General features: G+C 65.3%; 13 protein-coding genes and 1 tRNA gene. 12 read left to right on the top strand and 2 right to left on the bottom strand.

Going from position 1 to position 15,133, the window contains the following annotated elements:
• The first annotated feature begins 11 nt into the window (after positions 1-11).
• The 9 genes from ACOQPQ_RS10955 to ACOQPQ_RS10995 all read left to right on the top strand — a co-directional run bounded on the left by ACOQPQ_RS10955 (position 12) and on the right by ACOQPQ_RS10995 (position 12,344).
• Positions 12-896, top strand: a complete 885-nt coding sequence (locus ACOQPQ_RS10955) for a DUF6576 domain-containing protein (protein WP_420639466.1) — start codon at positions 12-14, stop codon at positions 894-896.
• 358 nt (positions 897-1,254) lie between these two features.
• Positions 1,255-3,180 (top strand): glycine betaine/L-proline ABC transporter substrate-binding protein ProX, encoded by a 1,926-nt coding sequence (proX, locus tag ACOQPQ_RS10960; protein WP_420639467.1) that lies wholly within the window; start codon positions 1,255-1,257, stop codon positions 3,178-3,180.
• Positions 3,181-3,355: 175 nt separating this feature from the next.
• Complete coding sequence (locus ACOQPQ_RS10965) at positions 3,356-4,579, top strand: quaternary amine ABC transporter ATP-binding protein (protein ID WP_420639468.1); 1,224 nt, start codon at positions 3,356-3,358, stop codon at positions 4,577-4,579.
• Complete coding sequence (locus tag ACOQPQ_RS10970) at positions 4,576-6,726, top strand: ABC transporter permease (RefSeq protein WP_420639469.1); 2,151 nt, start codon at positions 4,576-4,578, stop codon at positions 6,724-6,726. Before ACOQPQ_RS10965 ends, ACOQPQ_RS10970 begins: the two co-directional genes overlap by 4 nt.
• Positions 6,727-6,821: 95 nt before the next feature.
• Positions 6,822-8,204 (top strand): MFS transporter, encoded by a 1,383-nt coding sequence (locus tag ACOQPQ_RS10975; RefSeq protein ID WP_420639470.1) that lies wholly within the window; start codon positions 6,822-6,824, stop codon positions 8,202-8,204.
• 34 nt (positions 8,205-8,238) lie between these two features.
• Positions 8,239-8,826, top strand: a complete 588-nt coding sequence (locus ACOQPQ_RS10980) for a DUF4389 domain-containing protein (RefSeq protein WP_420639471.1) — start codon at positions 8,239-8,241, stop codon at positions 8,824-8,826.
• A 147-nt stretch (positions 8,827-8,973) separates the two neighbouring features.
• Positions 8,974-10,110, top strand: a complete 1,137-nt coding sequence (locus ACOQPQ_RS10985; RefSeq protein ID WP_420639472.1) for an amidohydrolase family protein — start codon at positions 8,974-8,976, stop codon at positions 10,108-10,110.
• Positions 10,107-11,345 carry a CaiB/BaiF CoA transferase family protein gene (locus tag ACOQPQ_RS10990; protein ID WP_420639473.1) on the top strand — a complete coding sequence of 413 codons (1,239 nt, stop codon included), beginning with the start codon at positions 10,107-10,109 and terminating at the stop codon, positions 11,343-11,345. The genes ACOQPQ_RS10985 and ACOQPQ_RS10990 overlap by 4 nt, the downstream gene beginning before the upstream one ends.
• 81 nt (positions 11,346-11,426) lie before the next feature.
• A complete protein-coding gene (locus ACOQPQ_RS10995; RefSeq protein WP_420639474.1) occupies positions 11,427-12,344 on the top strand; it encodes an SDR family NAD(P)-dependent oxidoreductase in 918 nt (305 codons plus the stop codon).
• A gap of 22 nt (positions 12,345-12,366) precedes the next feature.
• Here ACOQPQ_RS10995 and ACOQPQ_RS11000 read toward each other — a convergent pair.
• Positions 12,367-12,443 (bottom strand) — tRNA-Pro (locus ACOQPQ_RS11000).
• A gap of 35 nt (positions 12,444-12,478) precedes the next feature.
• Entirely contained in the window at positions 12,479-12,844 is a 366-nt protein-coding gene (locus ACOQPQ_RS11005; protein WP_420639475.1) for a response regulator, read from the bottom strand.
• Positions 12,845-12,954: 110 nt separating this feature from the next.
• Here ACOQPQ_RS11005 and ACOQPQ_RS11010 point away from each other — a divergent pair, with 110 nt between their 5' ends.
• The 3 genes from ACOQPQ_RS11010 to ACOQPQ_RS11020 all read left to right on the top strand — a co-directional run bounded on the left by ACOQPQ_RS11010 (position 12,955) and on the right by ACOQPQ_RS11020 (position 15,096).
• Positions 12,955-13,311: an anti-sigma factor antagonist gene (locus ACOQPQ_RS11010; protein WP_420639476.1), complete on the top strand. Its 357-nt coding sequence runs from the start codon at positions 12,955-12,957 to the stop codon at positions 13,309-13,311.
• Between the two features lie 6 nt (positions 13,312-13,317).
• Complete coding sequence (locus ACOQPQ_RS11015; RefSeq protein WP_420639477.1) at positions 13,318-14,715, top strand: NfeD family protein; 1,398 nt, start codon at positions 13,318-13,320, stop codon at positions 14,713-14,715.
• A 150-nt stretch (positions 14,716-14,865) separates the two neighbouring features.
• On the top strand, positions 14,866-15,096 hold the full coding sequence (locus ACOQPQ_RS11020) for a WhiB family transcriptional regulator (RefSeq protein ID WP_420639478.1): 231 nt from the start codon (positions 14,866-14,868) through the stop codon (positions 15,094-15,096).
• The last annotated feature ends 37 nt before the right edge of the window (positions 15,097-15,133 follow it).

Below are 15,133 nucleotides of genomic sequence, written 5' to 3' on the forward strand. Positions count from 1 at the left end.
GGCCGCTGACCGTGTACCCGTCGAGGCGTTTCGGCTACTCCGACGATCCCTGGTTCCGCATCGGGGGCTTCGCCGTGTCCACCACCGCTTTCGTGGTGGGGCTCGGCGTCCTCTCGATGATCATCTGGGGAATCGAGGGCCGCTACGGACCCATCTTTCAGCACCTGGCGCTGGTGTCGGAGAACTTCGAGTTCGGCAGCGTCCTGGAGGGGGAGATCTGGCGGCTGGTCACCTGGCCCATCCCCAATGAACCCACCTTCTGGACGATCATCTTGTTCGCCATCTTCTACATGCTCGGATCACAGTTGGAGATGCTGTTGGGCCGGGTGCGGTTCGCGTGGTTCTTGGTGCTGCTCACCGTCATTCCCGCCGCCATGGTCACCGGCTTGGAAGCGGTGGCGGGCATCACCGGAGGGGCTGCCGGCCTGCGCTTGGTGGAGGTCGGGGTGTTGGTGGCCTTCGCCGCCCAGTACGCCCACGCCCGATTCTGGCCCGGCATCCCCGGCTGGGTCATCGCCGTGGTCATCGTGGGCCTCGATGCCCTCCAGGCCCTCAGCACCCGCGACGAGTACGAACTGGTGCTATTGGCCTGCACGGTGGCCGTGGCCCTGCTCGGCATCCGGGCCTTCGGCTTCGCCGTCGAGCAGACCTGGATCCCCAAGCTCACCCTGTCGTCCGACCCATCCCGGTCGTCTACCGGCCCCCGGGGCGCCAGGGCGGATCGCCGGTCCCGCCGCGGCGGCCATTTGCGAGCGGTCCCGCCGCCGAACGACGAGGTCAGCCCCGAGATCGACGCTCTCCTCGACCAAGTTGCCGGCCAAGGCCTGGACAGCCTCTCCCGCAAGCAGCGCAAACAACTCGAAGCCCACGCCCGCCGCCTCCGCAAGCGCCGCTGAACCGGCCGACCCTGCCGGCAAAGAGCCTGCCTGAGGTGCCTCTAGCGTTCGGCCTCCATGCACATTAGGGTAGGGCGAGCGGCTGGCTGGCACGCGCCGAGGCGTGCCAAGCGTAATGCCAATTGGAGGGATATCAATGAGAGAGCGAAACCTCTGGAGCGTTCTGTTTGCCATCTTTGTGGTCTTCGGTCTGGTCGTCGCCGCCTGCGGCAATGACGACGACGATGCGACACCCGCCGACACTCCGTCAACAGAGACGCCGAGTGACTCGTCGGAGCCGTCTGATTCGGGCGAACCGGCTGATTCCGGTGAGCCCGCCGATACCGGCGAACCATCTGACCCAGGAGAGGGCGAACCGATGGCCTTGCCCGGTGAGGGTGTGTCGGTGTCGATGGCTCGGGCGAATTGGTCGACGGGTTACATGCAGGCGGCGATTTACGAGGCGTTGTTGTCGGAGTTGGGGTATGAGGTGAGCAATCCCGCGGAGGCGGAGTTGGCGCCGGCGACGTTCTATCCGGCCTTGGGAGAGGGTGAGTACGACCTTTGGGTGAATGGTTGGTTCCCGATCCACGACACGTTCTTGGACGGTGATGTGGGTCAGGTTGCTCAGCCGATCGGCAACGAGATCACTGCGGGTGGTCTGCAGGGGTTCATCGTGGACATCGCCACCGCGGAGGCCAACGGGATCACGATGTTGGACGACATCGGCAACAACCCGGAGATTGCGGCGTTGTTCGACGTCGATGGGAACGGCAAGGCCGACTTGATGGGCTGCAACGACGGTTGGGGTTGCCAGGTTGTGATCAACGACACGATTGCCCGCAACGGTTGGGAGGACACCATTGAGCAGGTGTCGGCCGAGCACGCGGCGTTGTTCGCCGATTCGGTTGGCCGGTATCAGCGGGGCGAGCCGATTCTGCAGTATGTGTGGACTCCGGGTGCGTTCACGGCTCAGTTGGTGCCGGGGATCGATGTGATCTGGGTGTCGGTGGGTGATCCGATGCCTGATCAGATTGGTGCGGCGGCGTTGCCCGCCGAGCAGTGCCCGGGTCAGCCGTGCGAGATGGGATTCGTGGCCGCCGACATCCGGGTGGTGGCCCGCAACGAGTTCCTGAGCGCCAATCCGGCGGCGGCGAGGCTGTTGGAGTTGGTCACCATCCCGGTGGTGGACGTGGCGTTGCAGAATCTGGACTACGACGCCGGGGCCAACACCGAAGACGATGTGAGGGCTGCGGCTGCTGACTGGATCTCAGCCAACCGGGCCACTGTGGACGACTGGCTCAACCAAGCCCGCAACGCCTCCGGCTTCACCCCGGCACCTGCACCGGAGCCGGTGAGCGATACCCCCGGTGAGGGTGTGTCGGTGTCGATGGCTCGGGCGAATTGGTCGACGGGTTACATGCAGGCGGCGATTTACGAGGCGTTGTTGTCGGAGTTGGGGTATGAGGTGAGCAATCCCGCGGAGGCGGAGTTGGCGCCGGCGACGTTCTATCCGGCCTTGGGAGAGGGTGAGTACGACCTTTGGGTGAATGGTTGGTTCCCGATCCACGACACGTTCTTGGACGGTGATGTGGGTCAGGTTGCTCAGCCGATCGGCAACGAGATCACTGCGGGTGGTCTGCAGGGGTTCATCGTGGACATCGCCACCGCGGAGGCCAACGGGATCACGATGTTGGACGACATCGGCAACAACCCGGAGATTGCGGCGTTGTTCGACGTCGATGGGAACGGCAAGGCCGACTTGATGGGCTGCAACGACGGTTGGGGTTGCCAGGTTGTGATCAACGACACGATTGCCCGCAACGGTTGGGAGGACACCATTGAGCAGGTGTCGGCCGAGCACGCGGCGTTGTTCGCCGATTCGGTTGGCCGGTATCAGCGGGGCGAGCCGATTCTGCAGTATGTGTGGACTCCGGGTGCGTTCACGGCTCAGTTGGTGCCGGGGATCGATGTGATCTGGGTGTCGGTGGGTGATCCGATGCCTGATCAGATTGGTGCGGCGGCGTTGCCCGCCGAGCAGTGCCCGGGTCAGCCGTGCGAGATGGGATTCGTGGCCGCCGACATCCGGGTGGTGGCCCGCAACGAGTTCCTGAGCGCCAATCCGGCGGCGGCGAGGCTGTTGGAGTTGGTCACCATCCCGGTGGTGGACGTGGCGTTGCAGAATCTGGACTACGACGCCGGGGCCAACACCGAAGACGATGTGAGGGCTGCGGCTGCTGACTGGATCTCAGCCAACCGGGCCACTGTGGACGACTGGCTCAACCAAGCCCGCAACGCCTCGTAGGGTCGAGGTCCGGTTCCATACCCATGCGCAAAGTGAATGGCCCGGCAGCATGGCTGCCGGGCCGTTCCTGTGCGGGTGAATCCATTGAGAACGGCCACGCCTATCAGTTCCAGATCCAGTCGGGTGAATTTGGAGCCAGAGGTGACATGAACTTCGCGTGACAGGCAAGGACGACATGACCACCAGCATCAAACTGAGCAACGTTTACAAGATATTCGGGGCCCGTCCCAAGGGGCGGGCACTGACCATGGCCAAGACCGGAGTCGGAAAAGATGACGTGCAATTGGCCACCGATCATGTCATCGGTCTGCATGATGTGAGTTTCGAGGTAGCCGACGGAGAGGTCTTTGTCATCATGGGTTTGTCGGGATCCGGCAAATCCACCGCAGTCCGTTGCGTCAATCGACTTCATGAGGTCACCGATGGATCGGTGATGGTGGACGGCGTGGAAGTAACGGAGCTGAAGAAAAAGGAGTTGGAGGCATTCCGGCGGGACAAGATCGGTATGGTCTTCCAACACTTCGCCCTCTTTCCTCACTGCACAGTGGTGGACAACGTGTCCTACGGCCTCAAGGTGCGGGGGATCACCACCGGAGAACGTCGCAAGCGGGCCTATGAGGCCCTGGAGATGGTTGGCTTGGAACGCTACGGTCAGTCGTATCCGCGGCAGCTCTCCGGAGGTATGCAGCAACGGGTGGGCTTGGCAAGAGCATTGGCTGCCGATCTGGACATCCTGCTTATGGACGAGGCATTCAGTGCTCTGGATCCGCTCATTAGGCGCCAGATGCAAGACGAGTTGTTGTCCATGCAAGACGAGATCCTCCACAAGACCATCCTGTTCATCACCCATGACCTCAACGAAGCCCTCCGCGTGGGAGATCGTGTGTGCATCATGAAGGATGGTGCCGTAGTGCAGATCGGTACACCCGAGGAAATCCTTCGTGACCCATCCTCGGCATATGTGGCCGAATTTGTCAAGGACGTGGATCAGGGCAGGGTTCTGCACGTAGGGGCGGTTATGGTCCCACCCAGGCCCATTCGTGTGTCAACACCGGTGAGTGGCGTGCAGGCAGAGATTGGTGCGGGTGAGTTTCGATTCTGTATTGATGCCGGTGATCATCCGGTGGGACTGGTGTCCTCCGAGCAATTGGGGCTTGTGGTCCAACAACCAGTGGAGTCAGTGATGAGCACCGACATCTGCACCGTGGCGGAAGGCACCCCACTGGTTGACATCTACGAGATCATTTCTACTGGGCAACCCGTTGCCGTGGTGGACGACAGAGGCCGACTCATTGGTCAGGTCAACGCCCTTGACCTGTTGGCTGAGTTGGGGGAAATTGAATCCAAGGCCTCCCAGATACAGGCTGCGGAAGCGAGCTCGGTAGGAGGGAGGTCATGACCGGCCTATTGGCCACCTCCTGGTATGAAGAGAAGTGGCTGAACAATTGGGAGATTCCGTTCGGCAAGTGGGTTGAGGAGGCCATCAATTGGCTCAACGTCGAAGCTGAGCTTTTCTTCGCCATCATCAAATGGCCATTTGAGCATCTTCTTGATCTGATCACCAACGATGTCCTGTTGCAGATCCCCTGGCCCTTCATGCTGCTGCTGTTCATTGTGGTCGGTACCTTGACTCGAGAGTTCAAAGTAGGTGTAGCTGCCGCTGCGGGCATCCTGTTGAGTGGGGTGCTTGGACCGGACTATTGGCGTTTTACCATGCAGACAATCGGCATCATCTTGGTGTCGGTGATCATCTGTGTGATTGTTGGATTGCCTTACGGTGTACTGTGTGCTCGAAGCAACCGGGTGTGGAACCTCACCCGGCCGGTGCTGGACGGGATGCAGTTGATCCATCCATTCACGTACCTCATTCCGATCATCTTCTTTTTCGGAACTGGTCCGGTTGGGGGCACGGTTGCCACTATGGTGTTCGCTCTCCCACCGATGATTCGGCTGACCTATCTGGGGATTCGCCAAGTGCCGGAAGACGTGGTTGAGGCGGCCAGGTCGTATGGGGCCAGTGGTCTTCGGGTACTCACCGATGTACAGCTTCCCCTGGCTCGTCCCGCCATCATGACCGGCATCAATCAAACACTGCTGCTCTCCCTTTCCATGGTTGGTATCATCGCCGTGATCGCAGGCGGGGGTCTTGGGCAGCTTGTGCTGCGGGGAATCAACACGTTTGACGCCGCGCTGGGGGCGTCATCTGGGTTGGCGCTGTATCTGGTGGGTGTGGCCATGGATCGGCTCAGCCAACCCGACCCCAAGGACAATCGAGCACTGATTCGACGGATGAGTGCCGCGATGCGTGGGGTCTACACTGTGCCCCCACCGCTTTCCGGGGAAGCGACCGGGGAGCCCGTGGAGCCTGTTGTGGTTGAGTCGCCGGGCTTCAAGAGCCCGGCGATCGCTGCTCGCTCTCTTGCAGGGGCGGCTCTTGGGATTGTGGGTGGGCTGTTGGTGGTGAGCAGCATGTTCTTTTCGTGGGTTGATGGGGCCGGTCGGCTGAGCGGATTTGCTCGGTTGGGGGGCCAGGCACCAGAGAGCTTTTCTGACCTCGATGCTGACCAACTAGATGAACTCAAGTCCCTGTGCCGACCGGAGGCCCGAAGTGCGGGGTGTTGGTATGACGACCGACTGCTGGATGGCTCGTTCAACGGCTACGAAGCCTCCGGTGGAAGTTGGTTCGGCATCTTCGTGTTCGCCCTTGGAGTGGCTGCTGTACTGGCGTCGGCCCTGGTTCTGGCCGGCAGTCGGGACAGATGGCTTCGTTGGCTGAGCGCGCCACTGGGTCAAGTGGTGTCCGGCGGGGCCGTCGTGGCCACCGTCGTCTTGTTCCTGCTGACCACCCCTCCCAAGATCTCAATCACCACAGAGGCCGGTCCGGAGTTGGTTTCGGTGGCTACCAACCATGGCGTCGGGATCTGGATCGCGCTGGGTGGTGGGCTCCTCCTCTTCTTCAGCGGTTTGCTCGCCCACGGAATGGGATTCGATCGTCGGTACGGGAACTACCGAGCCGGGCCTGCTTTGCTTTCCCTCGTCGCCATCGGATTGCTGGTGATGGCTGCCTTCTCCAACTGGATCAATGACGAACGGCCTGGCGCACTGACCCCGCAGCAGGAACAGATGGTGGCGGAGGAACGGGCCAATCCAAGTGCTGAGTCGGCCTCCATTGTCGCTCAAATCATCGGTCAGGCCCGCGGTGGCCCGAAGCACTATTCCGGCTTCGATGAACTCGGACCAGGGTTCGGCCGAGGGATGGTGGTTCTCTCTGTGATCATCGGGGTTGTGGTGCTGTTCATGTATCTGTTGCCGTGGGCCATAGCATTGTTCGATGCCATGTTGCTGGCCCTGGGCTTGGCCGCGCTGCTCAGCGTGGGAGCCTGGGTACTGGGGTTCCTGCGAGTGGCTGACAACGGTATCTACACCGGATTCGGTGCCCTTCCCGCGCTCGCCGGTGGAGCACTGATCGTGGCGACGGTCATTGGTCGCATGTATCAGCGCTACCTGGACGACCGCGAGGCCGCCGACGCCGCCATCGTGGTGTAGACAGGTAAGGGCCGACGCCATTCGCAATTGGTTTATCTGAGCCCCGGTGGAGTCTGGTATCGGCTGAAACGCGAGGCGGCGCGTACGGTGGGGGGGTGCGGGGGCGTCATTGGGGGGTGTTTTGGGCGTGCATGGGGGCGGTGTTCCTGGTCACCATGGACGCCACCCTGCAGCCGCTGGCTTTGGCCGGCATCAGGGAGGACTTCGGGGCCGGGCTCACCTCGACGGCGTGGGTGCTCAGCGCCTACGCCATATCGTTGGCTGCGTTCGTGGTGGCGGCCGGGCGGATCGCCGACCGGTCGGGTCGCAAGCGGGCCTTTCTGCTCGGCCTGGCCCTGTTCGTCACAGGGGCGGTGGGTGGGTGGTGGGCCCCGGAGTTGTGGGTGCTGGTGTTGTGCCGGGCCGTTCAGGGGGCGGGATCGGCCTTTGTGATGCCCGCGTCCATCGGTCTGATTCTGGCGGTGTGGCCGGAAAGCGATCAGACCAGGGCGATCACCAGTTGGACGGCGGTCGGTGGTGTGGCCGGGGCGCTGGCCCCGCTGGTGGGGGGCGGGCTGATCGACGTCTGGGGGTGGCGGGCGGCCTACGTGTTGAGCGTGATCATCGGGGTGCCGTCGTTTCTTCTCGCTCGGGCTCTGCTGACCGACACCGAGCACAAGGCCGCCTCCCGCTTCCCCGATTTGGTGGGCGCCGCCTTGGTGGCTGCCGGCCTGGGCATGGTGACCCTCAGCCTGGTGCAGGGCCGCACCTGGGGTTGGGGCGATCGCCGGATCGTCGCTGCCTTCGCTTTGGCCGTGGTGTTGGTGCCGCTGATCCGGCTGCGCATCCGGGGGCATCCGGCCCCCATCGTCGACCCCCGCCTGCTGGGACTGCGGAACTTCCGGTGGGCGCTGTTCATCGCCGTAGCCATCCCCGGCTTTCTGTTCCCCTACTTCGTGATGATGGTGCAATTCCTGGAGTTGGTGTGGGACTACCGGCCCCTGCAAGCGGGATTCGCCCTCTTGCCGTTCCCGGCGGCCGCGGTGGTGGCCAGCGCGCTGGCCGGCCAGTTCAGCCGTCGCTTGGATGAGCGCACCATCACCGTGGCCGCCATGAGCATGACCACGGCGGCGGTGGTGTGGTTGCGGCTGGTGCCCGACTCCGACCCGGCCTACTGGTCGGAGATGTTCGTGCCCATCCTGTTGGGCGGGATCGGGGGCTGGGGCATGGGGTTGCCCATGATCAACGCCATCGGAGCCCGCGACCTGGACAACGAAACCTACAGCCTGGGTATGGGGGTGTTGTCCACCGCCCGCCAGGTCGGGGCCCTGATGGGACTGGCCATGGCCTTCGGTTTACTGGGCAACGTGGAGGAGGCGGAGCTTTTCGGCCGCTTCCACCAGGTGTGGACCGTGCTGGTGGTACTGTCCGTCCTGGGCGTGGCCGTTGCGCTGCTGATCCCCCGACGAGCCCGGACGCAACCGAGCGCCAGGATGTAGTCTGGTGCTCGGATTCCGACAAGGGAGGACAGCCATGAACTATCCGGCAACGCTTTCGCTCGACGCCCCGCTCAAGGTGGGCCGGTGGCGGGTGATCGGCAACCTCATCTTGGCCATCCCCCACCTCATCCTCGTCTACGTGTTGTTGCTTGTCTCCTACGTCGTGGAGCTGTTCTCGTGGTTGGCCATCGTGTTCACCGGGCGGTTGCCCGCCGGTCTGGCCGACGTGAGTTGCATGATGATCCGCTATTACGCCCGAACGTCGGTGTACGTGGGCTTCATGCGGACGTCCTACCCGCCGTTTGATTTCAGCACCACACCGGAGGACAACGGGGCCGATCCGGAAGTGACGGTGAGCTTCGCCCCCGAACTGGACGGCCGCAGCCGCTTGAGCGTGCTCTTCCGGTTCATCCTCATCATCCCTGTGATGATCGCGGCCCTCTTCTGGATGCTCCTGGGGTTGTTGGCCTCCGTCGCCGGCTTCTTTGCCGTGTTGGTGCTCGGGCGGTGGCCGGAGGGCCTTCGCAACTTCTTGGTGGGAGTGAACCGTTTCCATGTTCGGGCCAACGCCTACTGGGCCCTGCTCACCGACCATTACCCCCCACTGGGCATCAGCGAGTAGCCCCCAACCGAAACACCCCCCGGCCCCACTTCGCGAACCACCCAAGTCTCAACGAGCGAGCCACCACCGGCTCAGCCCTGGGGAGATGAGGCTGGGTTGGGGCGGGTACGGTGGCGGGGACGTGGTGGACGGGCGGTTGGAGCGAGGGTGAGGATTCGCAAGCAGCATCGCAAGCAGCAGGACAACGGGTACCGGTTGGTGTCCGCCGACTCGCATGTGAACGAGCCACCCGATCTGTGGACCAGCCGGTTGCCCTCCCGGTACCAGGGCCGTGCGCCGCGCATGGAGCAATTCGAGCAGGGCGACGCCTGGGTCTTGGAGGGGGCCCACGATCCCATCAACTTCGGGGGCAACTGCTCCGCCGGACTACCGGTGGACCAACGCTCCGGCTGGGTCCGCTGGGACGACGTGCGGCCCGGCGGCTACGACCCGGCGGCCCGCCTGGGTGAGCAGGACCAGGACGGCGTGGACCTGGAAGTCCTCTACCCCACCCCCCGAATCGCCAACCAATTGACATGGCACCGCGACGACGCCCAGTTCCATGTGGCCTGCGTACAGGCCTACAACGACTGGTTGGGCGAGTTCTGCGCTCACGACCCCGATCGCCTGTGGGGGGTGGCCATCCTCCCCAACGTGGGCGCGGCCGCCGCCGTGGACGAGCTGCAGCGGGCCGCCGCGCAGCCGGGCATCCGGGGGGTGATGATCGGGCGTTGGCCCAGCGGCGACGAGGTGCTCACCCCCGCCGACGACCCGGTGTTCGCCGCTGCGTCCGAGGCCGGGCTGCCGCTGTCCATCCACGTGGGCTTCGCCACCCACGCCCAGGGGGATGTGGCCAAGATGAAGCTCACCGGGTCGATGCGGTTCTTCGACATGCCGGTGCGCATCACCCAACTCATCGAAGGGGGCGTGTTCGACCGCTTCCCCCGACTCCAGTTTCTGGCGGTGGAGACCGACTGCTCCTGGTTCCCCTATCTGAAGGAGCAAATGGACGACCGCTTCGGTCGGGCCAACCCCGCCACCCGAGCCCCCATCCAGCGCTCACCGGGGGAGTACTTCGACACCAACATCGCCTCCACCTTCATCACCGATCGGTACGGCATCGCCAACCGCCACCACATCGGCGTGGCCCGGATGATGTGGTCCAGCGACTTCCCCCACGGCGGGTCCGACTGGCCCCACTCCCAAGAGACCATCAAGAGCCACTTCGCCGGGGTACCCACCGATGAGCGCCACGCCATCCTGGCCGGCAACGCCGTTCGCATCTACCAGGGAGCAAGCCCATGAAGCTCGGCGACATCACCGCCCCGGAGCACCAGGCCAACGGCAAACCGCTGGACGGCATCCGCATCCTGGCCATCGAGCAGATGCAGTCGCTGCCCTACGGCACCCAGCTCCTGGCCCGAATGGGGGCAGAGGTGGTGAAGATCGAGCACCCGGTGCGCGGCGATCTGGGCCGGGGCTCGACCCCCGGAATCACCGACCCGCAAGGGCGACCGGTGGGGGGCACCTATCTGCGGAACAACCTCAACAAGCGCTCGGTGGGCATGGATCTCAAGAACCCGGCGGCCATCGACCTCATTCGCCGGATGGTGCCCCGCTTCGACGTGCTGGCCGAGAACCTCAAGCCCGGTACTTTGGCCAAGGCCGGGCTGGGCTACGAGGACCTGGCGCAACTCCACCCCGGCCTCATCTACCTCTCGGTGTCGGGGTTCGGAAACCTCGGGCAGTCGCCCTACGGCCACTGGCCCGCCTACGCCCCCATCGCCGAGGCCATGGGGGGCCTGTACGCCATCAACCGGGCCGAGGGCGAAGACGTGACCGTGTCCCCGGTGGGTGCGCTGGGCGACACCGGCTCGGGGCTGTTCGCCGTCATCGGCGTGCTCATGGCCCTGCGCCAACGGGAGCGACACGGCCACGGCCAGTACGTGGACATTTCCATGTTCGACGCCATGGTGGCCTTCGGCGACATGGTGCCCAACTACTGGTCGTTGGGTACCGACCCCCGAATACCCACGTCGATCATCAACGACGGCTTCCCCATTGATTCGGGGGAGCTGGTCATCCAGATCGGCCGGGAGCACCAATTCGAGCGACTGTGCCACCTCATCGGCCGTCCCGAATGGCTGACCGACGACCGATTTTCCACCCGCCAGGGGTGGCGAGACCACCTGGGGGAAATCCGGTCGGCGCTGCGGGCCTGGGCTGGCGACCGCACCACCATTCAGGCCGCCGACGACCTGGCCGCCGCGGGCATCGCTGCCGCCCCGGTGTTCGAGGCCGCCGACGTGATCGACGATCCCCACGTGGCCGCCCGCCACATGCTGGTGGAGATCCCCCGGCCCGACGCCGACACCTCGGTGCTGACCCCCGGCAACCCGGTCAAGCTGTCGTCGGTCAGCGAAGGGCCCGAAACCCGCCCGCCGTGGCTGGGCGAGCACACCGACGAGGTGCTGGCCGAAGAACTCGGGCTGGACCCCGATGAACTGGCCCAACTGCGAACCGACGGGGTGGTCGGCTGATGGCGGCGCATCCGCTCCCCGCCGGCCAACCCATCGGCTGATGGCGCCCCGCCAACTTCTCGCTGACGACCCCATCGGCTGATGGCGGCCCACCTGCTTCGCTATGACGGCCGGACCGCGGTGGTGACCGGGGCCGGTCAGGGGTTGGGTGCGGCCTACGCCCGGCTGTTGGCCGAACGGGGTGCCCAGGTGGTGGTCAACGACATCAACGCCGACCTGGCCGCCTCGGTGGCCGACGAGATCACCGCCGCCGGTGGCATTGCGGTGGCCGACGACCACAGCGTGGCCACCGCCGAGGGCGGGGTGGCCTTGGCCGATACCGCTCGCCAGGCCTTCGGCGGGGTCCAGATGGTGATCAACAACGCCGGGGTGAATCGAGCCGCCGAGTTCGGAACGCTGAACCCGGAGTCCGGCCCGAACCTGTTCAACGAGATGATCGCCCTGCACCTGATGGGACCGTGCCACGTGCTGTGGCCGCTGTGGCCCGACATGGTGGCCCAGGGCTATGGCCGGGTGGTGAATGTGTCGTCCGGCGCGGTGTGGGGACTGCGGGGCCAAACCGCCTACGCCGCCGCCAAGGCCGGGGTGATGGGGCTCACCCGGTCATTGGCCAGGGAGGGCCGCCGCCACGGGGTGCTGGTCAACTGCGTTCTGCCCTGGGCGGTGACCGGCCCCAGCCCCGACCGCTCCGACGACGAGTTCGGCGCCGTCATCGAGGCCCACATGCGGCCCGACAAGGTGGCCCCCGCGGTGGTGTGGCTGGCCCACCAGGACTGTGCGGCCACCGGCGAGTGCTTCACCGTGGACGGTGGTCGTATGGCCCGCCTGGGCTGGGTGGCCGGTGCGGGGCACACCGACCTGGATCCCACCCCCGAGTCGTACCGGGACCACTGGGATCAGATCATGGACCTGAGCGAATTCACCGTCCCCACATCCACCGCCGACCACATGCGCCACACCGTCATGCCCCACTTTCCCGGGGGCAACCCACCCCAATAGTCACCCAATCGAGAACCAAACTTGGTCGGGCAGGCGGGATTTGAACCCACGACCTCTTCGTCCCGAACGAAGCGCGCTACCAAGCTGCGCCACTGCCCGTGGGGTCAATCCTAATGGTGCGTGACCCTTCTGGCTCAGCCCGATAACGCTTCCACCGCTCGCTGGAGCCCCACCACCTCCAACGGTTTCACCAGCCACCCGTCGGCGCGGGACTGCTGGGCCAGGTAGAGGTCGGCCTGGCGGTCGAGCAGCATCAGGATTCGCGTGTCCGGGGCCCGCCCCATCTCCGCTTCCATGCGCAGGTCCAAGCAGGTGGCCATGCCTCCCATGTTGCCGATCTGGAGGTCGCAGATGACCACATCGGGCTCTTGCTGTTGCACCGCGGCCAACACGTCCCGGCCGGCTCGGACGCGCGACACCTCGGTGGCGTCGCTTCCCAAGGCGGCGTCAACCGTGTGGTACACGGAGTCGCTGTCGGTGGCCAGCAGCACTCGGGTCACGGACCGATGGTAACCAAACCCCCCCGCGCCGGCCCACCGGAGAAGTCGGTTCGGCCAATGGCTCGGCCACCCCGCCGGGGTAGCATCTACACGAGCCAAGGGGAGGCGCTTTGCTCGAGATCGATGTGGAACATCTGGAAACCCACGCCGTGCTTCGCCCCCGAGGCGAGATCGACGCCTACACCGTGGCCCAGTTTCGGGAGCGGATCGGCGAGTTGGCCCTCGAACCCCGGTTGCTCATCGACCTGGGGTCGGTACCGTTCATGGACTCCGCCGGCTTGGGGGCCCTGATCGGGGGCATCCGACGGATTCGCGACTCCGACGGGGAGGTCGTGGTGGCCTGCGGCGAGGGGGCCTTGGCCCGGCTGTTGCACACCACCGGCTTCGATCGCATCGTCCCCGTGACCGAGACGTCCGAAGCAGCCCTGGCGTCGCTGCTCAGCACCGAATCGTCCGAAACCGCCTAGGCAAAGGTGCGAACCCCGCGATTGACGCTGGCCGCAGCCTGCCTCGCCGGAGGCGGTGTGCTGGCCACCCTGGGATGGGGGGGAATGGGTGCAGCGGCCGCCCTGCCTGGCGACGAGGCGGGCGCGGGGGTGGCCGTGGTGGTTGAGGTCACCGGGTTGATCGATCCGGTCATGGCCGAACTCATCGAGGATTCCCTGGCCGTGGCCACCGACGGCGGGGCCCGGCTCTTGGTGTTTCGGGTTGACGCCCAGCGCTCGGTGGTGTCCGATGCACGGCTCACCGAGCTGGCCCGGGCCATTGCCGATTCATCGGTGCCGGTGGCCGTGTGGGTCGGCCCCAACGGCGCGTCCTTGGAGGGCAAACCGGCCCAGCTCTTCGCCGTGGCCGACGCGGTCGGCATCGCCCCCGGCACGGGGGTGGGCAACCTGGGCCCCCCGCTGGCGTCGTTGAGCGGCGAACCGGTGGCGTGGGCCAACCAGGAACTCCTCCGGGACCGCAAGCTCGGGTGGCGCCAACTGATCTCCGAAGGGGTGGTGGCCTGCGACCGTCTGACGCTCGACGTCCTGGCCGACCGCTACGCCGAAGCCGGAATCCCGTTCGACCCCCAGCAGGTGCAGATCCCCCCCGACGAGGAGCAGTGCGTGGCCCCCCTCATCGGTGACTTCCTGGTGGACCTGGAGGAGTTCGGCTTCGTGGCGGACGTGGTCGAGGTGGACGGCCGCCCGAGGCTGTCCCCGGTGACGCAGGTGCAATTCCGGGGCCTGTCGCTGCTCGATCAACTGTTCCACACCGTGGCCAGCCCCCCGGTGGCCTACCTCCTGTTGACCATCGGCATGGGGCTCATGCTGTTCGAGTTCTACACCGCGGGGATCGGGGTGGCGGGCGTGGTCGGTGCCCTGCTGTTCATTCTGGCCGGCTACGGGCTCTCGGTGCTGCCCCACCACCCCTGGGCGCTGGCCCTTTTGGCCGGATCGATGGTGGCCTTCGGCATCGACATCCAAACCTCGGTGCCGCGCTTTTGGACCTCCGCCGGAATGGTCATGTTCGCCGCCGGTACCTGGTGGCTGTACGACGGCGTCTCCATGTCGTGGATCCCCATGGTGGTGATGACCGGAGCGGTGGCGGTGGCCATGTTCTCGGGCATGCCGTCGATGGTGCGCACCCGGTTCTCCACCCCCACCATTGGCCGGGACTGGATGATCGGGGAACTGGGTGAGGTGGTGGAGGACGTGGCCCCCGACGGGGTGGTTCGCATTCGGGGGGCGCTGTGGCGGGCTCGGGTGAATCGGGCGACGCCGGTGGTCGCCGGCGAACAGGTGAGAGTCGCGGAGATTGACGGCTTGTGGCTGGAAGTGGAGCCCACAGAAGGGGCGGCGCGCGATTACCGGGAGCGTCGTCGGTAGCTCGCCCCGTGGCCGAGAGCCCGGACAAGCCATCAGGATCGGCTAACCAACGGGAAATTCTGATCTTGTGCGCGGCCTACGGCGCCTATAAGGTCCGGCGAAAGGGGGTAGTCGGACGTGAGTGCAGTCACCAATGAGAGGGCCTGGCAAGTGAAGGCAGCCTGCCGGGGACCGCATGCGTCCGTCTTTTTCCCGCCTCCGTCGTTCGAGCGCAAGGACGAGAAACTGGAGAGGGAGACCCGGGCCAAGGCCATTTGCGGGGAATGCCACGTGATCGACGAGTGCCGCGACTACGCCCTGAGAATTCGCGAACAGCACGGCATCTGGGGCGGCCTCAACGAGTTGGAGCGCAAGGAAATACTCACCCAACGGCGCCACTGAGCGCGCCGCCCCGGTCGGCGCATCCCTCGACCGGGGC

Origin of the sequence: Candidatus Poriferisocius sp. (assembly GCF_965219775.1) — a bacterium.
GTDB lineage: Bacteria > Actinomycetota > Acidimicrobiia > Acidimicrobiales > Bin134 > Poriferisocius.

Excerpts from the sequence above, each read along its gene's own strand:
- ACOQPQ_RS10980 (WP_420639471.1), top strand. The coding sequence starts at position 8,239 with ATGAACTATCCGGCAACGCTTTCGCTCGACGCCCCGCTCAAGGTGGGC.
- ACOQPQ_RS10995 (WP_420639474.1), top strand. The coding sequence starts at position 11,427 with ATGGCGGCCCACCTGCTTCGCTATGACGGCCGGACCGCGGTGGTGACC.
- ACOQPQ_RS10990 (WP_420639473.1), top strand. The coding sequence starts at position 10,107 with ATGAAGCTCGGCGACATCACCGCCCCGGAGCACCAGGCCAACGGCAAA.
- proX (WP_420639467.1), top strand. The coding sequence starts at position 1,255 with ATGGCCTTGCCCGGTGAGGGTGTGTCGGTGTCGATGGCTCGGGCGAAT.
- ACOQPQ_RS10970 (WP_420639469.1), top strand. The coding sequence starts at position 4,576 with ATGACCGGCCTATTGGCCACCTCCTGGTATGAAGAGAAGTGGCTGAAC.
- ACOQPQ_RS10965 (WP_420639468.1), top strand. The coding sequence starts at position 3,356 with ATGACCACCAGCATCAAACTGAGCAACGTTTACAAGATATTCGGGGCC.